An 18,435-nucleotide genomic window follows, 5' to 3' on the forward strand; every position below is an offset into this window, starting at 1 on the left:
GGCGCCCGGGCGGCGCAGGGGTCCCCGCCTCCCGGGTTTCTTACGAAACACGAACGTCCCACCCCGGGCCCACCCTCGGCCGCGACACCCGCGACGGCCCGGTGCGAGGGTGGAGGCATGCAGCAGCCGTACGAGCTCACCGAGGCCGAGGCCACCGCCGGTGGCGCCCGGGTCCTGGTCGTGGACGACGATCCGACCGTCGCCGAGATCGTCGCCGGGTACCTGGACCGCGCCGGGTACCTGGTCGACCACGCCGGCGACGGCCCCACCGCCCTCACCCGCGCCGCCGCCCACTGGCCCGACCTGGTCGTGCTCGACCTGATGCTGCCCGGCATGGACGGCCTGGAGGTCTGCCGGCGGCTGCGCGGCCACGCCCCCGTCCCGGTCATCATGCTCACCGCACGCGGCGACGAGGACGACCGGATCCTCGGCCTGGAGGTCGGCGCCGACGACTACGTCACCAAGCCCTTCAGCCCCCGGGAACTGGTCCTGCGGGTGGAGTCGGTGCTGCGCCGCAGCCGCCCCGCCCCCGCCGACCGGTCCTTCTCCTCCGCCGGACTCACCCTCGACCCCGGCGCCCGCCGCGCCACCAAGGACGGCGCCGAACTCGCCCTCACCCTGCGCGAGTTCGACCTCCTCGCCTTCTTCCTGCGGCACCCCGGGCGGGCGTACGGCAGGGAGGACCTGATGCGTGCCGTGTGGGGCTGGGACTTCGGCGACCTGTCCACCGTCACGGTCCATGTCCGCCGCCTGCGCGCCAAGGTCGAGGACGACCCGGCCCGGCCGCGCCTGATCCAGACGGTGTGGGGCGTCGGCTACCGCTTCGAGCCGAGCGGGCAGGACGGGCAGGACGGACAGGACAGGCAGAGCGGACCGGAAGGAGCGGCCTGACATGCGCGACACCCTCCTCATCGCCCTGTACGCCTTCGCCGGCGCGGCCGGCACCGGACTGCTCGGCGCGGCCGCGCTGCGCCTGCTGCGCCGCCGCTCGCTGACCGCGTCCCTCGCCGTGGTCGCCACCGTCGGCGTGGTCGCGATGCTCGCCGGCACCCTGGCCGTCGCCTGGGCGATGTTCCTCTCCTCGCACGACCTCTCGGTGGTGACGACGGTCGTCGCGATGGCGGCCGTGGTGTCGCTCGCGACCGCGCTGATACTGGGCCGCTGGGTCGTCGCCCGCAGCCGTGAACTCGTCCTCGCGGCACGCTCGTTCGGTGAGGACGGCGACTTCGCCGTGCCCCCGGTCCCGGCCACCGCCGAACTGGCCGAGGTGAGCCGGGAGCTGGCGGCGACCAGCGCGAAGCTCGCCGAGTCCCGGGAGCGGGAGCGGGCGTTGGAGACCTCGCGCCGGGAGCTCGTCGCGTGGATCTCGCACGACCTGCGCACCCCGCTGGCCGGTCTGCGCGCCATGTCGGAGGCCCTGGAGGACGGCGTCGCCACCGATCCCGGGCGCTATCACAAGCAGATCCGCACCGAGGTCGAGCGCCTCAACGACATGGTCGGCGACCTCTTCGAGCTCTCCCGCATCCACGCCGGCACGCTGGCGCTGAGCCCGAGCCGGATGTCCCTGTACGACCTCGTCGGCGACGCCCTCGCGGGCGCCGACCCGCTGGCCCGCGAGCACGGCGTACGGCTGGTCGGCGACCGGGTGGAGCCGGTGCCGGTCGAGGTGGACGGCAAGGAGATGAGCCGGGTGCTGGGCAACCTGCTGGTGAACGCCATCCGCCGGACGCCCCCCGACGGCACGGTCGCGGTCGCCGCCGAGCGGTCGGCCGAGGGGGCCGTCGTGCTGTCCGTCACGGACGGCTGCGGCGGCATCCCCGACGAGGACCTGCCCCGCGTCTTCGACACCGGCTGGCGCGGCAGCCACGCCCGGACGCCGCCGGCCGGGGCCGGGCTCGGCCTCGCCATCGTGCGCGGGATCGTCGAGGCCCACCAGGGCCGGGCCACCGTGCACAACATCCCGGGCGGCTGCCGCTTCGAGGTCACCCTGCCGACGGCGCCGTGACAGCCGCTCACTGAGCCCGCGCGAACTCCCGCATCCCCTCCGCGAACCCGACCTCGGGTTTCCAGCCCAGTTCGGCCCGCAGCCGTGAGGAGTCGGCCGTGATGTGCCGTACGTCGCCCAGCCGGTACTCCCCGGTGACCACCGGCAGCGGCCCGCCGTGCGCCTCGGCCAGCGCGCGGGCCATCTCGCCGACGGTGTGCGGCTCGCCGCTGCCGGTGTTGTACGCGGTCAGCGCACCCGGCGCGGAGCCCGCCTCCAGCGCCACCGCGTTGGCGGCGGCCACGTCCCGGACGTGCACGAAGTCCCGGCGCTGCCGCCCGTCCTCGTACACCCGGGGCGCCTCGCCCCGGGCCAGCGCGGAACGGAAGAAGGAGGCCACGCCCGCGTAGGGGGTGTCACGGGGCATCCGGGGCCCGTACACGTTGTGGTAGCGCAGCGACACCGCCGACCCGCCCGTCGACCGGGCCCACGCGGCGGCCAGATGCTCCTGGGCCAGCTTGGTCGTGGCGTACACGTTGCGCGGATCGACGGGGGCGTCCTCACCGACCAGCCCGGGCGCCAACTCGGCACCGCACACCGGGCAGTTCGGCTCGAACCGGCCCGCGTCCAGATCGGCGACCGCACGCGGCCCCGGCCGTACGACGCCGTGGCGCGGGCACTCGTACCGCCCCTCCCCGTACACGACCATCGACCCGGCCAGCACCAGGTTCCGTACCCCCGCCTCGGCCATCGCGGAGAGCAGCACGGCCGTACCGAGGTCGTTGCGCGAGACGTACTCCGCCGCGTCGCCGAACCCGACGCCGAGGCCGACCATCGCGGCCTGGTGGCAGACCGCGTGCACGCCCGCCAGGGCCCGCCCCACCGCCACCGGACTGCGCACGTCGGCGCCCGGATCGTCCCGCATGTCGAACACGACCGCCTCGTGCCCGCGCGCCGTCAGCGCCTCGACGACATGGGACCCGATGAACCCGGCACCGCCGGTGACCAGTACACGCATACGGCCACGCTAGGCGTGCGCGGCCCCCGGACCACGCGCCCACGCCCGCACGTCACGACTCCGTAAGGCGACCCGTCGTACGCGCTCACCCGCTCACTTCATGTCGAGCGCGTAGTCGCAGTGCACCTCCTGGGTGTACCTGTTGCCGCCCTGCGTGTAGTTCACGCGGCAGCCGCTGAGGTGTTCCGCGATGTGGCCGACGATCCTGACCCTGACCATGGCGTGGTAGTCGCCGCTGTCGTGGTGGCCGCGTATCACGAGGGGTCTGCCGGCGTGGTCCGGCATCGTCGACTTTCGGTTGAAGAGGGCACCAAGCCCTGCGACCCGGCATCATGCGGGCGCTGCTGTTGAACGGCCCGGCCGGGGGTCACGTACCTGTCGCTGGGGGCGGCGCCGTGCTGCCCGGAGGAAGGGCTGAACGATTTCCGTGGATGCGAGTCGCCCGGCCGGAGACACGCTCGACCCGGTCGTCCCCGCGCAGCGGGGGGAGAGCGGGAACGGCGACGGGGGGCAGGTCCGTCGGCAGGTGCAGGGCCTGGACGGTCTCCGTGGCCTGGCGGCGCTGTACGTGGTCCTGTTCCACTGCTGGCTGTACACCTTCCCGGGCTATCCCCGCAGTTCGGCACCGGCATGGCTGGGCGGGCTGATGTTCGGGCGCCTGGCCGTCGTCTTCTTCCTGGTGCTGTCCGGGTTCTCCCTGGCGATCTCCCCGGCGCGGCACGGCTGGCGGCCGGCCGGTGTCGGCGAGTTCCTGCGCCGACGCGCCTGGCGCATCCTTCCCCCGTACTGGGCGGCGCTGGCCCTGAGCCTGGTGATCTCGTGGTTCGTGGTGCCGGCCTCGCACTTCGGGCCGCCCACCGGCGCGACGGTCCTGGTGTACGGCCTCGTCGCCCAGGACGTGGTCACCGCCCCGACGCCGAACGGCGCGTTCTGGTCGATAGGGGTGGAGGCCGAGCTCTATCTCCTCTTCCCGCTCCTGCTGTTCGTCCGCCGGCGCTGGGGCGCCGTGCTGCTGGCCGTGTGCGTGACGCTCCCGGTGGTCGTCGGCGGTCTGACGGCGCCCGGCGGGACCCCCGTGGAGGGCGACAACTGGCTTGCTCCCCATCTGGCGCCGGTGTTCGCCGCGGGGGTCGTCGGCGCGGGCGTCGTCGCCGCGTCGGACCGGGTGCGACGCCTGCCGTGGGGATGGTTCGCCGTCCTGGCCGCACTGCCGGTCCTGGCGCTCGGTGCCGTCCGGGGTCCGGTCTGGACGGTGAACCACTACTTCTGGATAGACCTCGCCATCGCTCCGGCCATGGCGATGCTGCTGGCCGCCGTCGCCACCGGAAAACCCGCCGCCCTCGTAAGGCTTCTGACGGCACGCCCCGTCCACGGCCTCGGCAATTTCTCCTACAGCCTCTATCTGATCCATCTTCCGATCGTCATGGCCGTGATACGCCGGATCGCCCCGCATTTCGTGTCGCGGGGACTGCCCACGTTCTGGTTCACGCTGGCGGTCGGCCTGCCGGTCTCGATACTCGCGGCGTGGATTTTCTCCAGGCTCTTCGAAATCCCGTTCAAGAAGAACAGGTCCTGGAAGTCGATTGTCGCGGCTCGTTCCGGTGCCGTGGCCCGAACACCGGGCGTCACCCGTCCGCCGGGCGTCAGCCCGTGGCGCCGGACTTCTGGCCGGCGGGAGTGACGGCGTACCACTCCCCGTCCTTCCCCTGGCCGTTCGTCTGCCCGGCCGCCGTGTCGCCCACGTACCGGTAGAGCGGCCAGCCGGCGAGCGTGAGCTGCGTCTCGCCGTTCCGGTGGACCGTGCCGAGCAGGCTCTTCTCCACCCCTGAGGTCTGCACGGACTCCGGCACGATCACCGGCAGCCAGGTCTTGGTGCACGTGCCGGAACACGTCCACTTCGAGGGATTCGGCTGGTCCTTGTCGTAGCGGTAGAGGGTCAGTCCCTTGTCGTCCGTGACGATGCTTGCCAGGCCCTGGGCCGACCCCGCCAGCACGGCGGCGGTCGTCGCCGTCTGCCCGTTCGCGGGGCTGGTGCCCGCGACCGGTGTCGAGGCCGCGGGCACCGAGGCCGCCGGGGCCGACGTGGCCGGGGCCACCGGGGCGGCGCCGGCGGTGCCGCTGTCGTTCGAGGAGCCGCACGCCGCCAGCAGGAAAGCGCAGGCGAGCCCTGCGGCGAGGCTCGGACCGATGCGTCGCGGGATCAAGGAGGTGCCCTTCGTCGGAGTCGCGTCCACCTGCTCCCTGAGTACGTCGGCCGGCTCCCCTCCGCTCAGCCGTCGAGATCATGTGACGCACTCTTGACCATCGCCCGCGGGGTCCGGCCGAAGCCCGGCCGGCTGCCGCGGCCGTCAGCGGTATCGGCCGGAATGCGCTGGTGATGTGCGCCTTGCGAAGGTGCCAGCAGCGGGCGCAGGCGGGTCGCGGTCAGCCGCCCGGCCAGGGTGTCCGCGTGCCCGCGCAGTGCCGGCATGACGAGCAGGACGGTGAGGGCGCCCACCGCGATCCCCGCCAGCACGTCGTGCGGGTAGTGCGCGCCGACCCAGATCCGTGCGGCCGCCATCGAGGCGGCGGCCACCGCGGCCACGATGCCGAGCCGCCGGGAGACGTACAGCAGGGCGACGGCCGCCGCGGCGGCGATGGCCGCGTGGTTGCTGGGGAAGGACCAGTCGCCGGGCGCCGGACACGCCTCCAGCGTGGTCACGCGCAGGCTCTGGCAGGGCCGGTCCTCGCGCACCAGGAGCTTCAGCACCGAGTCCACCCCGAACGCCGCGAGGACGGCGAACGGCACGGCGAGCGCCGTCACCGACGCGCCGGCGCCCTCCCGCCGGGCCCGCCACCAGCCGACGGCCATGAGCACCGCGAAAGAGGCCAACCCGTACGTCGACCATGCCGACACCGTGTCATTCAGCCAAGCGGGAGCATGCCGGGCGAGGTTCACCACATCGGTGTAGGCGGGACCGTCGAGCGACGAGCCGTCGAACGCGAGGATCATCCGCGAGCCTCCTTCGCCATCGCCGCCCGGTCCGAGCGGAATCCCCAGGTGACAAACGGAATCGCCGAGCAGCCGACGACGACGGCGACTGCCCTGCGTGGATACCGCCGGGCGTTCGGCAACTGCGGCGACGGGTGCACGGCCGTGGTCATCGTCGGGATCCCCTTTGTGACTACAGTTCTGTAGACGGTCTACCTCACTGTAGACGAAGGTGGGGTTCTCGACGTTCCGTGTCCGACGCAAGGAGATGTGCAAGGCCGTCCGGTGAATTCAAGACGTCTTGCGGTGTTCGCCGCCGGGCGCGACGTCCGGCTGGAAGGCTGGCCGGGTGGCCGTCCTGCCCTGGTTCGCCGCCCGACTTGCCCCTTGATCCGCCCTTCTCGCCCGCGCCCCCGTCGCCGTCCTCGCTCCGACCCTACGACCTGTAGGGTTGCCCTGGCCCTACAGGCTGTAGGGGGAGGGGGATGCGAGATGAGAGACGGCACACAGGTCACGGACAGCGCGCCGGTCAGGTCGACCGGCCCACGCCGGCCCGGCCCGCCCGTGGCCGGCCCTGCCGCCCGGCGATTCCGTGGGGAGTGGGCGTCGGCGGTCGTGGCCGCCGCCTTCACGCTGGCCCAGCTCCTCCTCGTACGACCGGGGCTGGGCCTCGGCTGGGACGAGTCGGTGTACGTCAGCCAGGTGGCCGCCCACGCGCCCCCCGCGTTCTTCAGCGCCCCGCGCGCCCGCGGCGTCCCGCTGCTGGTGGCGCCGGTCGCCGCCTGGTCGTCGTCCACCGCACTGCTGCGGATCTACCTGGCCGTCCTGTCCGGCCTCGCGCTCTTCCTCGCGCTCCGCGCCTGGCGGGGCCTCTTCCCGGCCCGCGTGCGGGCGACCGCGGGCGCCCTCTTCGCCACCCTCTGGGTGACGCTGTACTACGGCCCCCAGGCCATGCCCAACTACTGGGTCGCCGTCGGCGCCCTCGCCTGCACGGGATGCTTCCTGCGCGCCCAGGCGGACCGCTTCGACCGCCCGGCCCTGTGGGGCGTGGGCCTGAGCGCCGCCGTGATGGGCTGGATGCGGCCGGTGGACGCGGTCTGGGCGACCCTGCCCCTGCTCGCCCTGCTGGTGGGCGTACGGCGATGGCGACGCCCCGCACTGCTGGCGACCCTGCTCGGCGGCCTCGCCGCCGGTGCCGCCGAGTGGGTGATCGAGGCCTACGTCTCCTACGGCGGCCTGGCGCAGCGCCTGTCCGACGCGTCCCGCATCCAGGGCGGCCTCGGCTGGCACGTCGCCGTCACCGACCAGCTGCGCGCCCTGGGCGGACGTACGCTCTGCCGCCCGTGCACCGGTGCCCTGCCCCCCGCCCCGGTGACCCTGTGGTGGTACGCGCTCCCGGTGCTCGCCGTGGTCGCGGCCGTGGTCGCGATCCGTGCCCGGCGCGCCCCCGCCACGCTGGTGGCGCTGGCCTGCGCCGCCTCGGCGGCCTTCCCCTACCTCTTCCTGATCGGCTATGCGGCACCGCGCTTCCTGCTGCCCGCCTACGCCCTGCTCGCCGTCCCGGTCGCCGATCTCCTGGTGCGCCTGGTCCGGGCCCCCGGACGGATCCGCCGGCCGCTGACCGCGACCCTGCTGACCCTCGCCCTGGCCGGTCATCTGGCCGTGCAGTTCGTGGTCCTGGAGCACACCGTGCACGGCGCCACCGCCACCCACCGCGAGTGGGCGCGCGTGGCAGACGGACTGAACCGGCTGGGCGTCCGCCCGCCCTGCCTGGTCACCGGGAACAACTACGCCCCGATCGGCTACTACGCGGGCTGCGCCTCGGCGGCGACCGGCGGCCACGACGAATCCACCACGCCGGCGGAAATCAGGCGGACCGCCCGCCGGCTGCCCACCGCCACGCTCCTGGCACCCGGCGCCCGCCCGCCCGGCTACGCCCGCTCCTGGACCCCCCACACGGTGGCCGGAGTGCGCGTCTACGTCGCACCTGCCCCGGACCGGGGAGGACGTCGGTGAGCAGCACCGGTGTCCCGCGGCCTCGGCCGGACCTGGCGGCTCGCCGGCACCAGGGCCGCGACGGAGGCGGCCCGGCGACGCCCGGACAAACGGCGCCGTCGCAGCTCAGCCGCGTAGTACCGGGGTACCACGCGCCCGGCGCAGGTCAGCCTCCCGGTACCACGGGACGCGGTGATCCCGCGCCTAGCGTTGCCGTGAGGCGTCGCAGACGAGGGACGCCGAAGGCCGACAGAAAGACACGCGCATGATCGACGCACGGCAGCTGACCAAGAGATACGGCGAGAAGACCGCCGTCGACAGCCTCGACTTCGTCGTCAAGCCCGGCACGGTGACCGGCTTCCTCGGGCCCAACGGCGCGGGCAAGTCCACGACCATGCGCATGATCGTCGGACTCGACGCGCCGACGAGCGGCTCCGTCACCGTGAACGGCCGCCCCTACGCCCGCCACGAGGCCCCGCTCCAGGAGGTCGGTGCCCTGCTGGAGGCGAAGTCGATCCACCCGGGCCGCTCGGCCTACAATCACCTGCGGGCTCTCGCGCTGACCCACGGCATTCCGCGCCGCCGGGTGGAAGAGGTCATCGAGCTGGCCGGCCTGGGCAGCGTGGCGAAGAAGCGGGCCGGTGCCTTCTCCCTCGGCATGGGGCAGCGGCTGGGCATCGCGGCGGCGCTGCTGGGCGATCCGCAGACGGTGATGCTGGACGAGCCGGTCAACGGCCTGGACCCGGAGGGCGTCCTCTGGATCCGCAACCTGCTCAAGACGCTCGCCGACGAGGGCCGGACCGTGTTCGTGTCCTCGCACCTGATGAGCGAGATGGCCCTGGTGGCGGACCACCTGATCATCGTGGGCCGAGGGCGGCTGCTGGCCGACACCACCGTCGGCGACCTGATCCGGGAGGCCGGCGGGGACACCGTGACGGTGGTGACACAGGATCCGGCGCGGCTGCGGGACGTCCTGGCCGGGCCGGGCGTCGACATCACCGGCCGGATCGGTTCCGAGGAGCTGCAGGTGACCGGGGTGACCGCCCGCGAGATCGGGCTGAAGGCGGCCGAGCACGGCATCGCGCTGTTCGAGCTGAGTTCGCGGAGCGTGTCGCTGGAGGAGGCGTTCATGGACCTGACCAGGGATGCCGTGGAGTACCACGGTTCCACGACCGCCGTCGAGTCCCTCGGGAGGCCGGCATGAGCACCCTCACCGCGACCACCGAGGAAGAACCCCGGACCACCACCCGGGAGCGCCCCGCCTACCGGGTGACCGGCCGCCGCGTGCTCTCCTCGGAGTGGGCCAAGCTGTGGTCCCTGCGCTCCACCTGGATCACCCTGGGCCTCGGCCTGCTCTTCCTGGTGGCCTTCGGCGTGATCGCCGCGAGCCACTACAAGTCGGGGCTCAACTCCGGCCACCAGGACCGCGACTTCGCCACCGCCACGGCCGTCAGCCTCTCCCTCTTCGGCACGAACTTCGCCCAGCTCGCCCTGGGCGTGCTCGGCGTGCTGGTCACGGCGGGGGAGTACTCGACGGGCATGATCCGCTCGACCCTCGCCGCGGTGCCCCGCAGGCTGCCCGTGCTGTGGTCCAAGGCGGCCGTGTTCGGGCTGGTCGCGCTGGCGGTGGGCACGCTGGGCGCGTTCGTCGCCTTCCTCGTCGGCAGCGGGATCGTCTCCGGCACGCCCGCCGCCATGGGCCTCTCCCACGCGGGTGTCCTGCGCAGCCTGCTGGGCGCCGGGCTCTACCTCGGCCTGGTCGGGGTGATCGGCGTCGCCCTGGGCGCGCTGCTGCGTTCGGTGGCCGGCGGGATCTCGGTCCTGGTGGCCTCCCTGATGCTGATCCCGGGCCTGATCTCCCTGCTGCCGAGCTCCTGGCAGGACAACATCAGCCCCTACCTGCCGTCCAACGCGGGCGAGGCGGTGTTCGCCCTCACCCACGACTCCACCACCCTGTCGCCGGGCGCCGGACTGCTGGTCTTCCTCGGCTGGACGGCACTGGCGCTGGCCGGCGCCGCCTACCGGCTCCTGCGCAGCGACGTCTGACACCCGCACTATGGCAGCGTGACGTCCGTGACGATCGATGACATCAGCGGAACGGGACCGCTGGTCGCCCGGCTCTCCCGGGGCGGCCAGCGGTTGCGGCAGGCCGACCGGGCCCACCCCTGGGTGCTGGACACCGGGGTCGTGGTCCTGGTCTTCCTGATGTTCTGCCTGCCCGACCTCTTCCACCACGGCGACGGGGACGGCGACGGCGAGCGCGCCCGCCACTTCCGGTTCGCCTTCACCCAGCTCCCCGTCGCGGGCATGCTGGCGGTGCAGCTCGGCCTGGTGCTGCCTCTGCTGTGGCGGCGGCGCAGGCCCGAAGTGGCCTTCGGCGTCATCGCCGCGGTGTTCGTCGTCCAGTGGGCCGTGGGCGCGGCGCTGCGCGCGGACGTCGCGCTCTTCGTCGCCCTGTACAGCCTCACCCTGCACGGGCGGCTGCGCCGGCTGCCGTGGGCGTGCGGGGTCATGGCGGGCGCCATGGCCCTGGTGGCGGTGCGCGTCTCCCCGGCCGTCTCCGTCTGGGACGCCCTGTTCTTCCTTCTGAGCACGGCGACCGCGGCCCTCGCGCTCGGCCTGATGGTCCGGATCCGCCGGGCCCAGCTCGCCGGACTGCGGGAGCGCGCCGCCCAGCTGGAGATCGAACGTGACCAGCGCAGCCGACTGGCCACGGCCACCGAACGCACCCGCGTCGCCCGCGAGATGCACGACATCGTCGGCCACAACCTCTCCGTGATCATCACGCTCGCCGACGCCGGCGCCTACGCCACCGACACCGCCCCCGAACGGGGCAAGGAGGCCCTCCAGCTCATCGGCGACACCGGCAGGCAGGCCCTGGGCGAGCTGCGGCGGGTGCTCGGCGTACTGCGCGAGACGGCGGACGGCCCCACGAGCGGCCCCGAACTCAGCCCGCAGCCCGGCATCGCCGACCTCGACGCGCTCTGCGCGAAGGTGCGGGCCGCCGGACTGGAGGTCGTCTACCGCACCTCCGGTGACGTGGACGCCCTGGACGGCGGGGTGCAGCTGACCGTGTACCGGATCGTCCAGGAGGCCCTCACCAACACGCTGAAGCACGCTGACACGGACGCCGACACCCGGGTCCACCTGGCGATCCTCGCCGAGGACGGCAGACTGACCATCCGGGTCCAGGACACCGGCCGGACCGCACCGGCCGGACCGCCGAACGAGGAAGGACACGGACTGGTGGGCATGAGGGAACGAGCGGGTCTGTACGGGGGCACCGTCAGCGCGGGTCCGGTGCGCGGCGGGGGATGGCGGGTCGAGGCCGTCCTCGACCTCACCCCGCAGAGCGGCGGTGCCCGATGACCACCGTGCTCATCGTCGACGACCAGCCACTGCAGCGCTACGGCTTCCGCATGCTGCTGGAGTCCGTTCCGGAGACCGAGGTCGTGGGCGAGGCCGCGCACGGCGCCGACGCCGTCCGCAAGGCCGCCGAACTGCGCCCGGACGTCGTCCTGATGGACGTCCGCATGCCCGGCATGGACGGCATCGAGGCCACCCGCCGGATCGTCGCCGCGGGCGAGCGCTCCCGGGTCCTCGTCCTCACCACCTTCGACCTCGACGAGTACGTCCACGCCGCCCTGCGCGCCGGTGCCAGCGGCTTCCTCCTCAAGGACGCGCACGCCGAGGAACTCCTCGCCGGCATCCGGGCCGTCGCCGCCGGGGACGCCGTCATCGCGCCGGCCCTCACCCGCCGCATCCTCGACGAGTTCACCCGCTACGTCCCGGCCCACCCCGGAGAACGCGCCGAGGACCCCAGACTCGGCTCCCTCACCGACCGCGAGCGTGAGATCCTCGTCGCCATCGGCAAGGGCTGGAGCAACGGCGAGATCGCCACCCGGTTCGTCGTGACCGAGTCCACCGTCAAGACCCACGTCGGCCGTGTCCTCGCCAAGATCGGCGCCCGGGACCGCGTCCAGGCCGTGATCTTCGCCTACGACCACGGCCTCGCCCGCCCCAACGCGGACTGACCCGACGAGGCGCGACGGCAGGCGCCCCAGCACCATGGCCGTGCCCCACACCGGTGGGGAGGAGGGCGCCTTGGCCCGTCGCCAACCCGACCACGAGGCGAGCGAAACGCCCGTCGGCCTGTCGCACTTCCAGGACCGGCGGTTCAACGGCTACCTGGGAGTCAGGATCCCGCACGAGCTGGACACCGAGGTCGAGGCCGCAGCGGTACTGAATCAATGACAGCGCATCCCTGACCGGCACTTCGCTCAGCGCAGGACGCGGCCTTGGGCCTGAGCGTCGTCGGGGACAACGAGGCGGCGGTCGCTCTGTACCGCCGCCTCGGATACGAGGTGACCTCGATGTCCCTGCGCAAGACGATCCAGGGGAACCGTGCGACCTGTGCCGTCGCGCGCCACCCGGTCGTCAGGGGGTGAGGTAGCAGCCCTTCCGTACACCCGGCAGCGGGTCCGTGCCGCCGAACGCCGTCGTCGTGCAGCCGGCTCCGCCGGTGAACGTTCGGTAGACGAAGGCGCCCCGGGCGCCGTACGCCATGGTCTGCTGCCCGCTGAACGCGCAGGTCCCGGTCTCGTCCGCGCAGTTCGTGGCGTAACCGGCCGGACCGCCGACGGCGGTGTAGCAGGCTTTCGACTCGCCGGGGATCGGGTCGCCGAACTTCGCGTCGGTGCACGGCGTGTCGCCGGTGGCGCGGAGGGTGGTGAACGCTCCGAACGCGCCGTACAGCACCGGCTGTCCGGCGGCGGCCGGACAAGTGCCGTTCTGGTCGGCGCACTTGGTCCAGCCGCCGGCCGGTGCTCCCGCGGGCGGCAGGTAGCAGGACTTGGCGACACCGTCGACGGGATCGCCGAAGTGGGCGTTGGAGCAGGCTACGGAGCCGTTGGTGACCTGGTGCACGAAGTTGCCGTTGGCGCCGTAGACGACGTCACGGTTGTAGCCGGGTACGGCGCAGGTGCCGTTCTCGGCCGCGCAGACGGTGTAGCCGGGCGGACCGCCCGCGTCGGCGACGTAGCAGGACTTCACGAGGTTCGGCGCCGGGTCGCCGCCGAAGGAGTCGTTGCTGCAGGCGGTGCTGTCGGTCACGGTCTTGTACGTGTAGGTCCCGGCGCCGTAGGCCACCGAGCGGGTGCCGCTGAAGGAGCAGGTGCCGCCCTCGCCGGCGCACCGGGTGTAACCCGCGCGCAGCGCACCGGTGGTGGCGGGGTCGGCGGGTGCGGCCGGGTTGCCGAGGCCGGTCGCGGTCACGGTGTAGCTGCCCGGGGCGACGCCGGTGAGGTAGACGTAGGCGCCGTCCTGGCTCGCGCCGGAGATACCCGCGGCGGGTGTGAAGGATCCGCCGCGCCAGACGACGGTGCCGTTCACGGACACCGAGACGTCGCCGCCGCCGAACTTGGGGACGCCGATACGGCCGGTGCTGCCGGACGGGCTGGTCAGGTGTGCCGAGTAGGTGCCGGCGGCGGGATCGCGGGACCAGGAGGCGTCGACGGCGCCCTGGGGCAGGGTGATGCGGCCCTCGGCGCTGGTCAGGTCGCCGGGGTGGGGTACGAAGCGGTAGGCGCCGCTCGCCGACTCCGGTGCGGTGCCGAGCACGTCGAAGGTGAGCGTGGAGGTGGGCGCGGAGGACCAGCCGTGGGCCAGGCTCATGAACGAACCGCCGTAGGCGAGGCCGCCGTCGGCCTTGAGTCCCTCCCAGAAGGTGCTCCCGGTGCCGATGTCACTGTCGAGCATGTGACCCCAGGTCCGGCGGATCTGGTCCAGCGCGGTGTAGTCGTCGTTCGCCGTGAAGCGGGCGTTGAGTTCCATGCCGCCCGCGAACGGCGAGACGTTGCCGCCCCATTCGGGGGTGGTGGGGCCGTACGCGCCCCAGTTCTTCCCGAGCCCCGCGACGACGCTCGCCGCCTTGGCCGTGGAGTCGGTCAACCCGTACCAGACCGCGAGGGAGTTGCCGTCCTGCGGATACAGACCGCTGGCGGGGTTGTCCTTGTACATGCCCTTCGAGGCGTCCCACAGACGGGAGTTGGCCGCCGCCTTGATCGCGTCCGCCTTACCGGTCCAGCTCGCGGCGAGCGCGCTGTCGCCCTCCACCGCGGCCAGGGCGGCGCCGCCCCTGAGCGCGGCGTACAGCAGCGCGTTGGCGGAGATGTTCTCACCGCCCTGGCCGACCCGGGCCCAGTCCTGGGTGCGGGTCACGTCGAGCAGGCCGTTGCCGTCGATCTTGCCGGTGATGAAGGCCATCCCGCGCTTGTAGTTGCCCCATTCGGAGTCCAGCCAGGCCCGGTCACCGGTGTACGTGTAGTACGTCGACGTGCCCAGCAGCGTCCAGGTGTGGTAGGTGTCCGAGCCGGTGAGGTTGAACGGCGGCCCCGACCAGGGGATCTCGCCCTCCGCCGACTGGGCGTCGTACATCGTCGTGAGCGCGTTGCGGGTCGAGGTGAGGTCGGCCGAGTACGCGTACTGCGTGGGCACGGCGATGCCCATGTCGCCGGGCCACACCGTGCGGTCGCGCTTGGCGCCGTCGACCAGGACGGAGTCGCCCACCCCGACGGTCGCGCCGTTGTCCCACGCCGAGGCCGGCGGGGGCCAGGCACGGCCCTGGTCCGAGGCGATCGTGTCGAGCTGCACCGTGTAGGCCCCGGCGTACCAGACGCGGTTGAGCAGGTCGTCGCTGGAGTGGAAGTAGTTGGGGTAGTCGGCGGGGTCGGACTTCCCGGGGGCCGCGGTGAAGGCGAGGCTGACGCCCTTGAGGTCCACCCAGCCCGAGGTGTCCAGGAAGACGGTCAGATAGCGGAAGCCGCCGCGGAGTTGGGCGGTGGGCATCGTGTACGTGCCATTTGCGGAGGCCGTGGCGTAGAGCGCCCCGTCCTCGCCGCCACGGCCGCTGCTGCGGTCGCTGTCGTTGCCCACGTACAGGGACGACTCGCTGAACGCCAGCCCGACCCGCTGACCGCTGTCGCTCACACTCCCGAAGGACAACGTTGCCAGGCCGCCGACCTCCTTGCCGAAGTCGAGGGTGACGGCCGACTGCGAGCCGGAGATCCGGGTCGGCTGTCCGCTCAGCACGTTCTGCGGGTTCGCGACGCTGCCGGATGTCCCGTGGACGGCGGCCGGCGTCAGGGTGCGTGAGCTCGGCGAGTAGTTGAGGGGGTCGACTGCCGCCGCCCGGGCCCCCGTCGAGGCCGCCCCGACGGACGCCGGCACGACGGATGCCGGCACGACGGTGTCGGCGGACGGGACGGGGCTCGCGGTGAGCGCGGTGGCCGCGACGACGGCCAGGCCGACCAGATGATGCCGGCCCGGCGGTCTGCTCAGCGGTGAACGACGGCGCATGGGGACCTCCTGGGGTGGGGGGGGGAGTGGGTGTCGGGGAACTCGGTCGGCGATTGCCTGAAACGATTCAAAACCGCGCCGCACGAGGCCCGGTGCCGGTTGCGACAGGTGGATGCACGAGGAGCCTCGCCGAAGTTCCACCGATGATGGGCGCCCGAAATCCGGGTGTCAACCCGTCCCGGCTGCCTCTCAACTCCCTTGAAAAAGGGTGCTCTTGATGCATTGACAGGGCCTCGCCGAGCCGGTTCACTGCCTCGTTGACAGGTATGGACCAGTGCCCGATTCCGGCCCGGCTCGACCGGAGCTGCCGGCCCCCGTCACGTGCGCCGACCGCCGTCCCCCATCGCGAAATCGAGGCGAGTCCCGGTGTCCTCACATCGTTCAGACATCGTTGTCAGGCGCCGTCTTCTCGGCTTCCTGCTGTCGGCCGCGCTCGCGTTCGCCGTCCTCGCCCCTGCGGCGGCGCCCGCCTCCGCCGCCACCCAGGTCTGTGTACTCGCCTGCGACACGCTCGACCCCTCGCAGGCCCGCGAGGAGACCTTCCCGGTGCCGGACAAGGACCTCGACGGCCGTCGCCTGGAACTGCACGTGTCCGACGCGGACGACATGGCGTGGGCCAGCATCGACGACGGCGTGACCGGGGACTCGGTGTGGCTTGACCGGTCCTGGGACGGCGGCGCCACCTGGGAGGGGCTGCTCGGCAAGGCGAGCATCCCGGGCACCTGGACCGGCACCAGGACGCTGATGTACAACATCACCGACCCCCGCGACCACCGCCGAGGGCTGGTCCGGGCCTGCGGCGACGCGGCCGGGGTCGGCTGCACGAACTGGGTCTACCCCGCCGTCTGCGACACCCTCTGCGACGGCACGAGCGCCGGCCAGGCGGCCGGCGACGACCAGCCGGTACCGTCCACCACCCTCTACGGCCGTACCATCCGGCTCCACGTCGACCAGCGGAACTCCATGGCCTGGGCGAGCATCGACAGCGGCGGCGCCGGTGACGAGATCTGGCTCGACCGCTCCTGGGACGGCGGCTCGACCTGGCCGGACGGCTCCTCCCTCGGCCGTACCGGCACCCCGTCCGGGGCCACCGGCACCCGTACCGCGATGTACGCCGTCCGCGACCCGCGCGGCCTCCTCTACGGCGGCGCGGTCCGCGCCTGCGGCCGGGAGGCGAGCCACAACGAGGGCAGCTGCACGGCGTGGGTCAGGCCCGCACCGACCAGGGCGCGCGCGGCGGCGGACGCGCTGCTGACCTCGTACGACCCCTACAACGGCTGGTGGCCCAGCAGCTGGTGGAACTCGGCGGCCACCCTCACCGCCCTCGTCGACTTCGCGAGGACCACCGGCACGCACGACTACGACTGGGTCGTCGCGCGCACCTTCGACCGGAACAAGGGCGCCTTCGCCGCCGGGGTGCGCGGTACGGACGCGATCGAGGGCGACTTCATCAGCCGTTCCGTCGACGACTCGGGCTGGTGGGCCATCGCGTGGATCGACGCGTACGACTACACCGGCGACTCCCGGTATCTCAATGAGGCCGTGACCATCGCGAACTACGTCCAGCAGTACTGGGACACCGGCACCTGCGGCGGTGGTGTGTGGTGGGACCGCGAGCGTACCTACAAGAACGCGGTGACGAACGGGCAGTACCTGTGGCTGACCACCGCACTGCACCAGCGCATCCCGGGCGACACCGTGTGGCTCCAGCGGGCGAAGACGTCCGCCGCCTGGTACCGGGCCAGCGGGATGATCAACTCCTCGGGCCTGGTGAACGACGGCCTGACCTCCGCCTGCGCCAACAACGGCTCCACCGTGTGGAGTTACAACCAGGGGCTGGCCATCGGCGGCTTCACCGAACTGTGGAAGTCGACCGGCGACAGCTCCCTGCTGACCACCGCGCGGACCCTCGCAGACGCCGCGGTCGGCAACTCGGCACTGACCGTCGGCGGGGTGCTCACCGAGTCCTGCGACGTCGGCTCGGCGTCCTGCGACGACAACCAGAAGCAGTTCAAGGGCATCTTCATGCGGAACCTCGCCGACCTGGCGACCGCCACCGGCGCCGGGACGTACCGGAGTTACATCCAGCAGCAGGCGGACACCCTGTGGGCACAGGACCGGACCCCCCTCAACGCCCTCGGCGAACGCTGGGCAGGCACCAGCCCCAACCAGGGCGACTGGCGGACCCAGGCGAGCGCCCTGGGGGCGCTCACCGCCGCGGGATGACGCCGAGGCCGAGGATTCCGTCGCGGTCGAGGATGCCGTCCTCGGCCCTGCGGAGGGCCGCGCGCAGGCCCGCGCAGGACGGCATCGCCTCAAGTCGGTTCACAGGAACGGCACTAGGCCGTCGAGACATGGAAGTTCATGACGTCGATCTTGCTGATCGCCCGCCAGTCGTCCGCGCTGTATCCGTCCCAGTCCTTCGCCTTGCGGTCGGCCGGGAACTTCGCCGCCTGGTCGGAACCGACGAGGACGAGCAGGTAGGTCTCACTGATCCCCTCGACGCCGGGATAGCCGACAGAGTGGTTGTCGTCCTCCCAGCAGCCGTCGGACGTGGGGCTGACGGGTGTGCCCGGGTAGAAACGGCCGTTTCCCGGGTGCCCGTACTCGTCCTTCGAGTCGGGGTCGGGCCGGGTGACGAGATAGAGGACCTGGCCCGCCGGGATGTTCAGGTTCATCTGCCCCTTGACGCTGATCTCGGGGCTCCTCGCGGGGCCGCCCACCTGGGTGTAGACGCGGGGTGCGTCGTGGTTCGCGAAGAGCGTCTCGTTGTAGCGCTGTGACGGCGGCTGGTTCCAGGAGTCGGCGAGCCGTTGCAGATCGCAGGGGTCGTCGGTCTCGATCGCGGGTGAGACGGGTGTGGCGATCGAAGACCCCTTGGACGGTTCCCGGGTGTCGCCGTTCTGGGCGAACAGGGCTCCGGCGGTCGCGGCGGCGACCGCCGCGACCGCGCCGATGGACGCGATCAGGATCTTGGTCCTGTTGTCGCTCCTGCCGTTGCCCCCGCCCTGCGGTTCGTTGCCTGTGGTGGCGTCGTCGGAGCCTGTGTCAGTGTGTGTCACTTTCGTCCCCCTTGTGCAGGAGTCCGTACTATCAGCGCTTTGTGTGCCC

16 protein-coding genes and 1 pseudogene are annotated in these 18,435 nt (G+C 72.5%); 11 read left to right on the forward strand and 6 right to left on the reverse strand.

Translation table 11 applies throughout. The features are described 5' to 3' along the window. Positions 1-117: 117 nt before the first annotated feature. Positions 118-891, forward strand: a complete 774-nt coding sequence (locus tag ABZ887_RS39580) for a response regulator transcription factor (protein ID WP_361301112.1) — start codon at positions 118-120, stop codon at positions 889-891. A 1-nt stretch (position 892) separates the two neighbouring features. Continuing rightward, entirely contained in the window at positions 893-2,005 is a 1,113-nt protein-coding gene (locus ABZ887_RS39585; RefSeq protein WP_361301115.1) for a HAMP domain-containing sensor histidine kinase, read from the forward strand. A gap of 7 nt (positions 2,006-2,012) precedes the next feature. On the opposite strand, the gene ABZ887_RS39590 is transcribed toward ABZ887_RS39585, so the two are convergent. Together ABZ887_RS39590 and ABZ887_RS39595 are read right to left on the reverse strand one after the other, a co-directional pair. Then, a complete protein-coding gene (locus tag ABZ887_RS39590; protein WP_361301118.1) occupies positions 2,013-3,002 on the reverse strand; it encodes an NAD-dependent epimerase/dehydratase family protein in 990 nt (329 codons plus the stop codon). A gap of 93 nt (positions 3,003-3,095) precedes the next feature. After that, positions 3,096-3,287, reverse strand: a complete 192-nt coding sequence (locus tag ABZ887_RS39595; RefSeq protein WP_361301121.1) for a hypothetical protein — start codon at positions 3,285-3,287, stop codon at positions 3,096-3,098. A 142-nt stretch (positions 3,288-3,429) separates the two neighbouring features. Here ABZ887_RS39595 and ABZ887_RS39600 point away from each other — a divergent pair, with 142 nt between their 5' ends. Then, a complete protein-coding gene (locus ABZ887_RS39600; RefSeq protein WP_361301124.1) occupies positions 3,430-4,683 on the forward strand; it encodes an acyltransferase in 1,254 nt (417 codons plus the stop codon). On the opposite strand, the gene ABZ887_RS39605 is transcribed toward ABZ887_RS39600, so the two are convergent. Continuing rightward, positions 4,646-5,236, reverse strand: a complete 591-nt coding sequence (locus ABZ887_RS39605; RefSeq protein WP_361301127.1) for a hypothetical protein — start codon at positions 5,234-5,236, stop codon at positions 4,646-4,648. The two genes, ABZ887_RS39600 and ABZ887_RS39605, sit on opposite strands and share 38 nt — an antisense overlap. 155 nt (positions 5,237-5,391) lie before the next feature. After that, a pseudogene (locus ABZ887_RS39610) lies at positions 5,392-5,994 on the reverse strand (phosphatase PAP2 family protein); the annotation flags it as partial. A 471-nt stretch (positions 5,995-6,465) separates the two neighbouring features. On the opposite strand from ABZ887_RS39610, the gene ABZ887_RS39615 reads away from it, so the two are divergent. The 7 genes from ABZ887_RS39615 to ABZ887_RS39645 all read left to right on the forward strand — a co-directional run bounded on the left by ABZ887_RS39615 (position 6,466) and on the right by ABZ887_RS39645 (position 12,416). After that, positions 6,466-7,989 (forward strand): hypothetical protein, encoded by a 1,524-nt coding sequence (locus tag ABZ887_RS39615; RefSeq protein WP_361301130.1) that lies wholly within the window; start codon positions 6,466-6,468, stop codon positions 7,987-7,989. A gap of 244 nt (positions 7,990-8,233) precedes the next feature. Further along, positions 8,234-9,172: an ATP-binding cassette domain-containing protein gene (locus ABZ887_RS39620; RefSeq protein ID WP_361301133.1), complete on the forward strand. Its 939-nt coding sequence runs from the start codon at positions 8,234-8,236 to the stop codon at positions 9,170-9,172. Continuing rightward, the gene (locus tag ABZ887_RS39625) at positions 9,169-10,014 is read left to right on the forward strand and encodes an ABC transporter permease (protein WP_361301136.1); all 846 of its coding nucleotides are present in this window, start codon (positions 9,169-9,171) and stop codon (positions 10,012-10,014) included. The genes ABZ887_RS39620 and ABZ887_RS39625 overlap by 4 nt, the downstream gene beginning before the upstream one ends. Before the next feature lie 27 nt (positions 10,015-10,041). Beyond that, positions 10,042-11,337: a sensor histidine kinase gene (locus ABZ887_RS39630; RefSeq protein ID WP_361301139.1), complete on the forward strand. Its 1,296-nt coding sequence runs from the start codon at positions 10,042-10,044 to the stop codon at positions 11,335-11,337. Next, the gene (locus ABZ887_RS39635; RefSeq protein ID WP_361301142.1) at positions 11,334-12,002 is read left to right on the forward strand and encodes a response regulator transcription factor; all 669 of its coding nucleotides are present in this window, start codon (positions 11,334-11,336) and stop codon (positions 12,000-12,002) included. The genes ABZ887_RS39630 and ABZ887_RS39635 overlap by 4 nt, the downstream gene beginning before the upstream one ends. A 70-nt stretch (positions 12,003-12,072) precedes the next feature. Beyond that, positions 12,073-12,222 (forward strand): hypothetical protein, encoded by a 150-nt coding sequence (locus tag ABZ887_RS39640; RefSeq protein ID WP_361301145.1) that lies wholly within the window; start codon positions 12,073-12,075, stop codon positions 12,220-12,222. A gap of 44 nt (positions 12,223-12,266) precedes the next feature. After that, positions 12,267-12,416 (forward strand): hypothetical protein, encoded by a 150-nt coding sequence (locus ABZ887_RS39645; protein ID WP_361301148.1) that lies wholly within the window; start codon positions 12,267-12,269, stop codon positions 12,414-12,416. On the opposite strand, the gene ABZ887_RS39650 is transcribed toward ABZ887_RS39645, so the two are convergent. Further along, entirely contained in the window at positions 12,406-15,324 is a 2,919-nt protein-coding gene (locus ABZ887_RS39650; RefSeq protein ID WP_361301151.1) for an alpha-L-rhamnosidase, read from the reverse strand. The two genes, ABZ887_RS39645 and ABZ887_RS39650, sit on opposite strands and share 11 nt — an antisense overlap. 366 nt (positions 15,325-15,690) lie before the next feature. On the opposite strand from ABZ887_RS39650, the gene ABZ887_RS39655 reads away from it, so the two are divergent. Then, positions 15,691-17,550 carry a glycoside hydrolase family 76 protein gene (locus ABZ887_RS39655; RefSeq protein ID WP_361301153.1) on the forward strand — a complete coding sequence of 620 codons (1,860 nt, stop codon included), beginning with the start codon at positions 15,691-15,693 and terminating at the stop codon, positions 17,548-17,550. Positions 17,551-17,663: 113 nt separating this feature from the next. On the opposite strand, the gene ABZ887_RS39660 is transcribed toward ABZ887_RS39655, so the two are convergent. Further along, a complete protein-coding gene (locus tag ABZ887_RS39660) occupies positions 17,664-18,386 on the reverse strand; it encodes a hypothetical protein (protein WP_361301156.1) in 723 nt (240 codons plus the stop codon). Between the last annotated feature and the right edge of the window lie 49 nt (positions 18,387-18,435).

This window comes from Streptomyces sp. NPDC047061 (assembly GCF_040643955.1).
GTDB lineage: Bacteria > Actinomycetota > Actinomycetes > Streptomycetales > Streptomycetaceae > Streptomyces.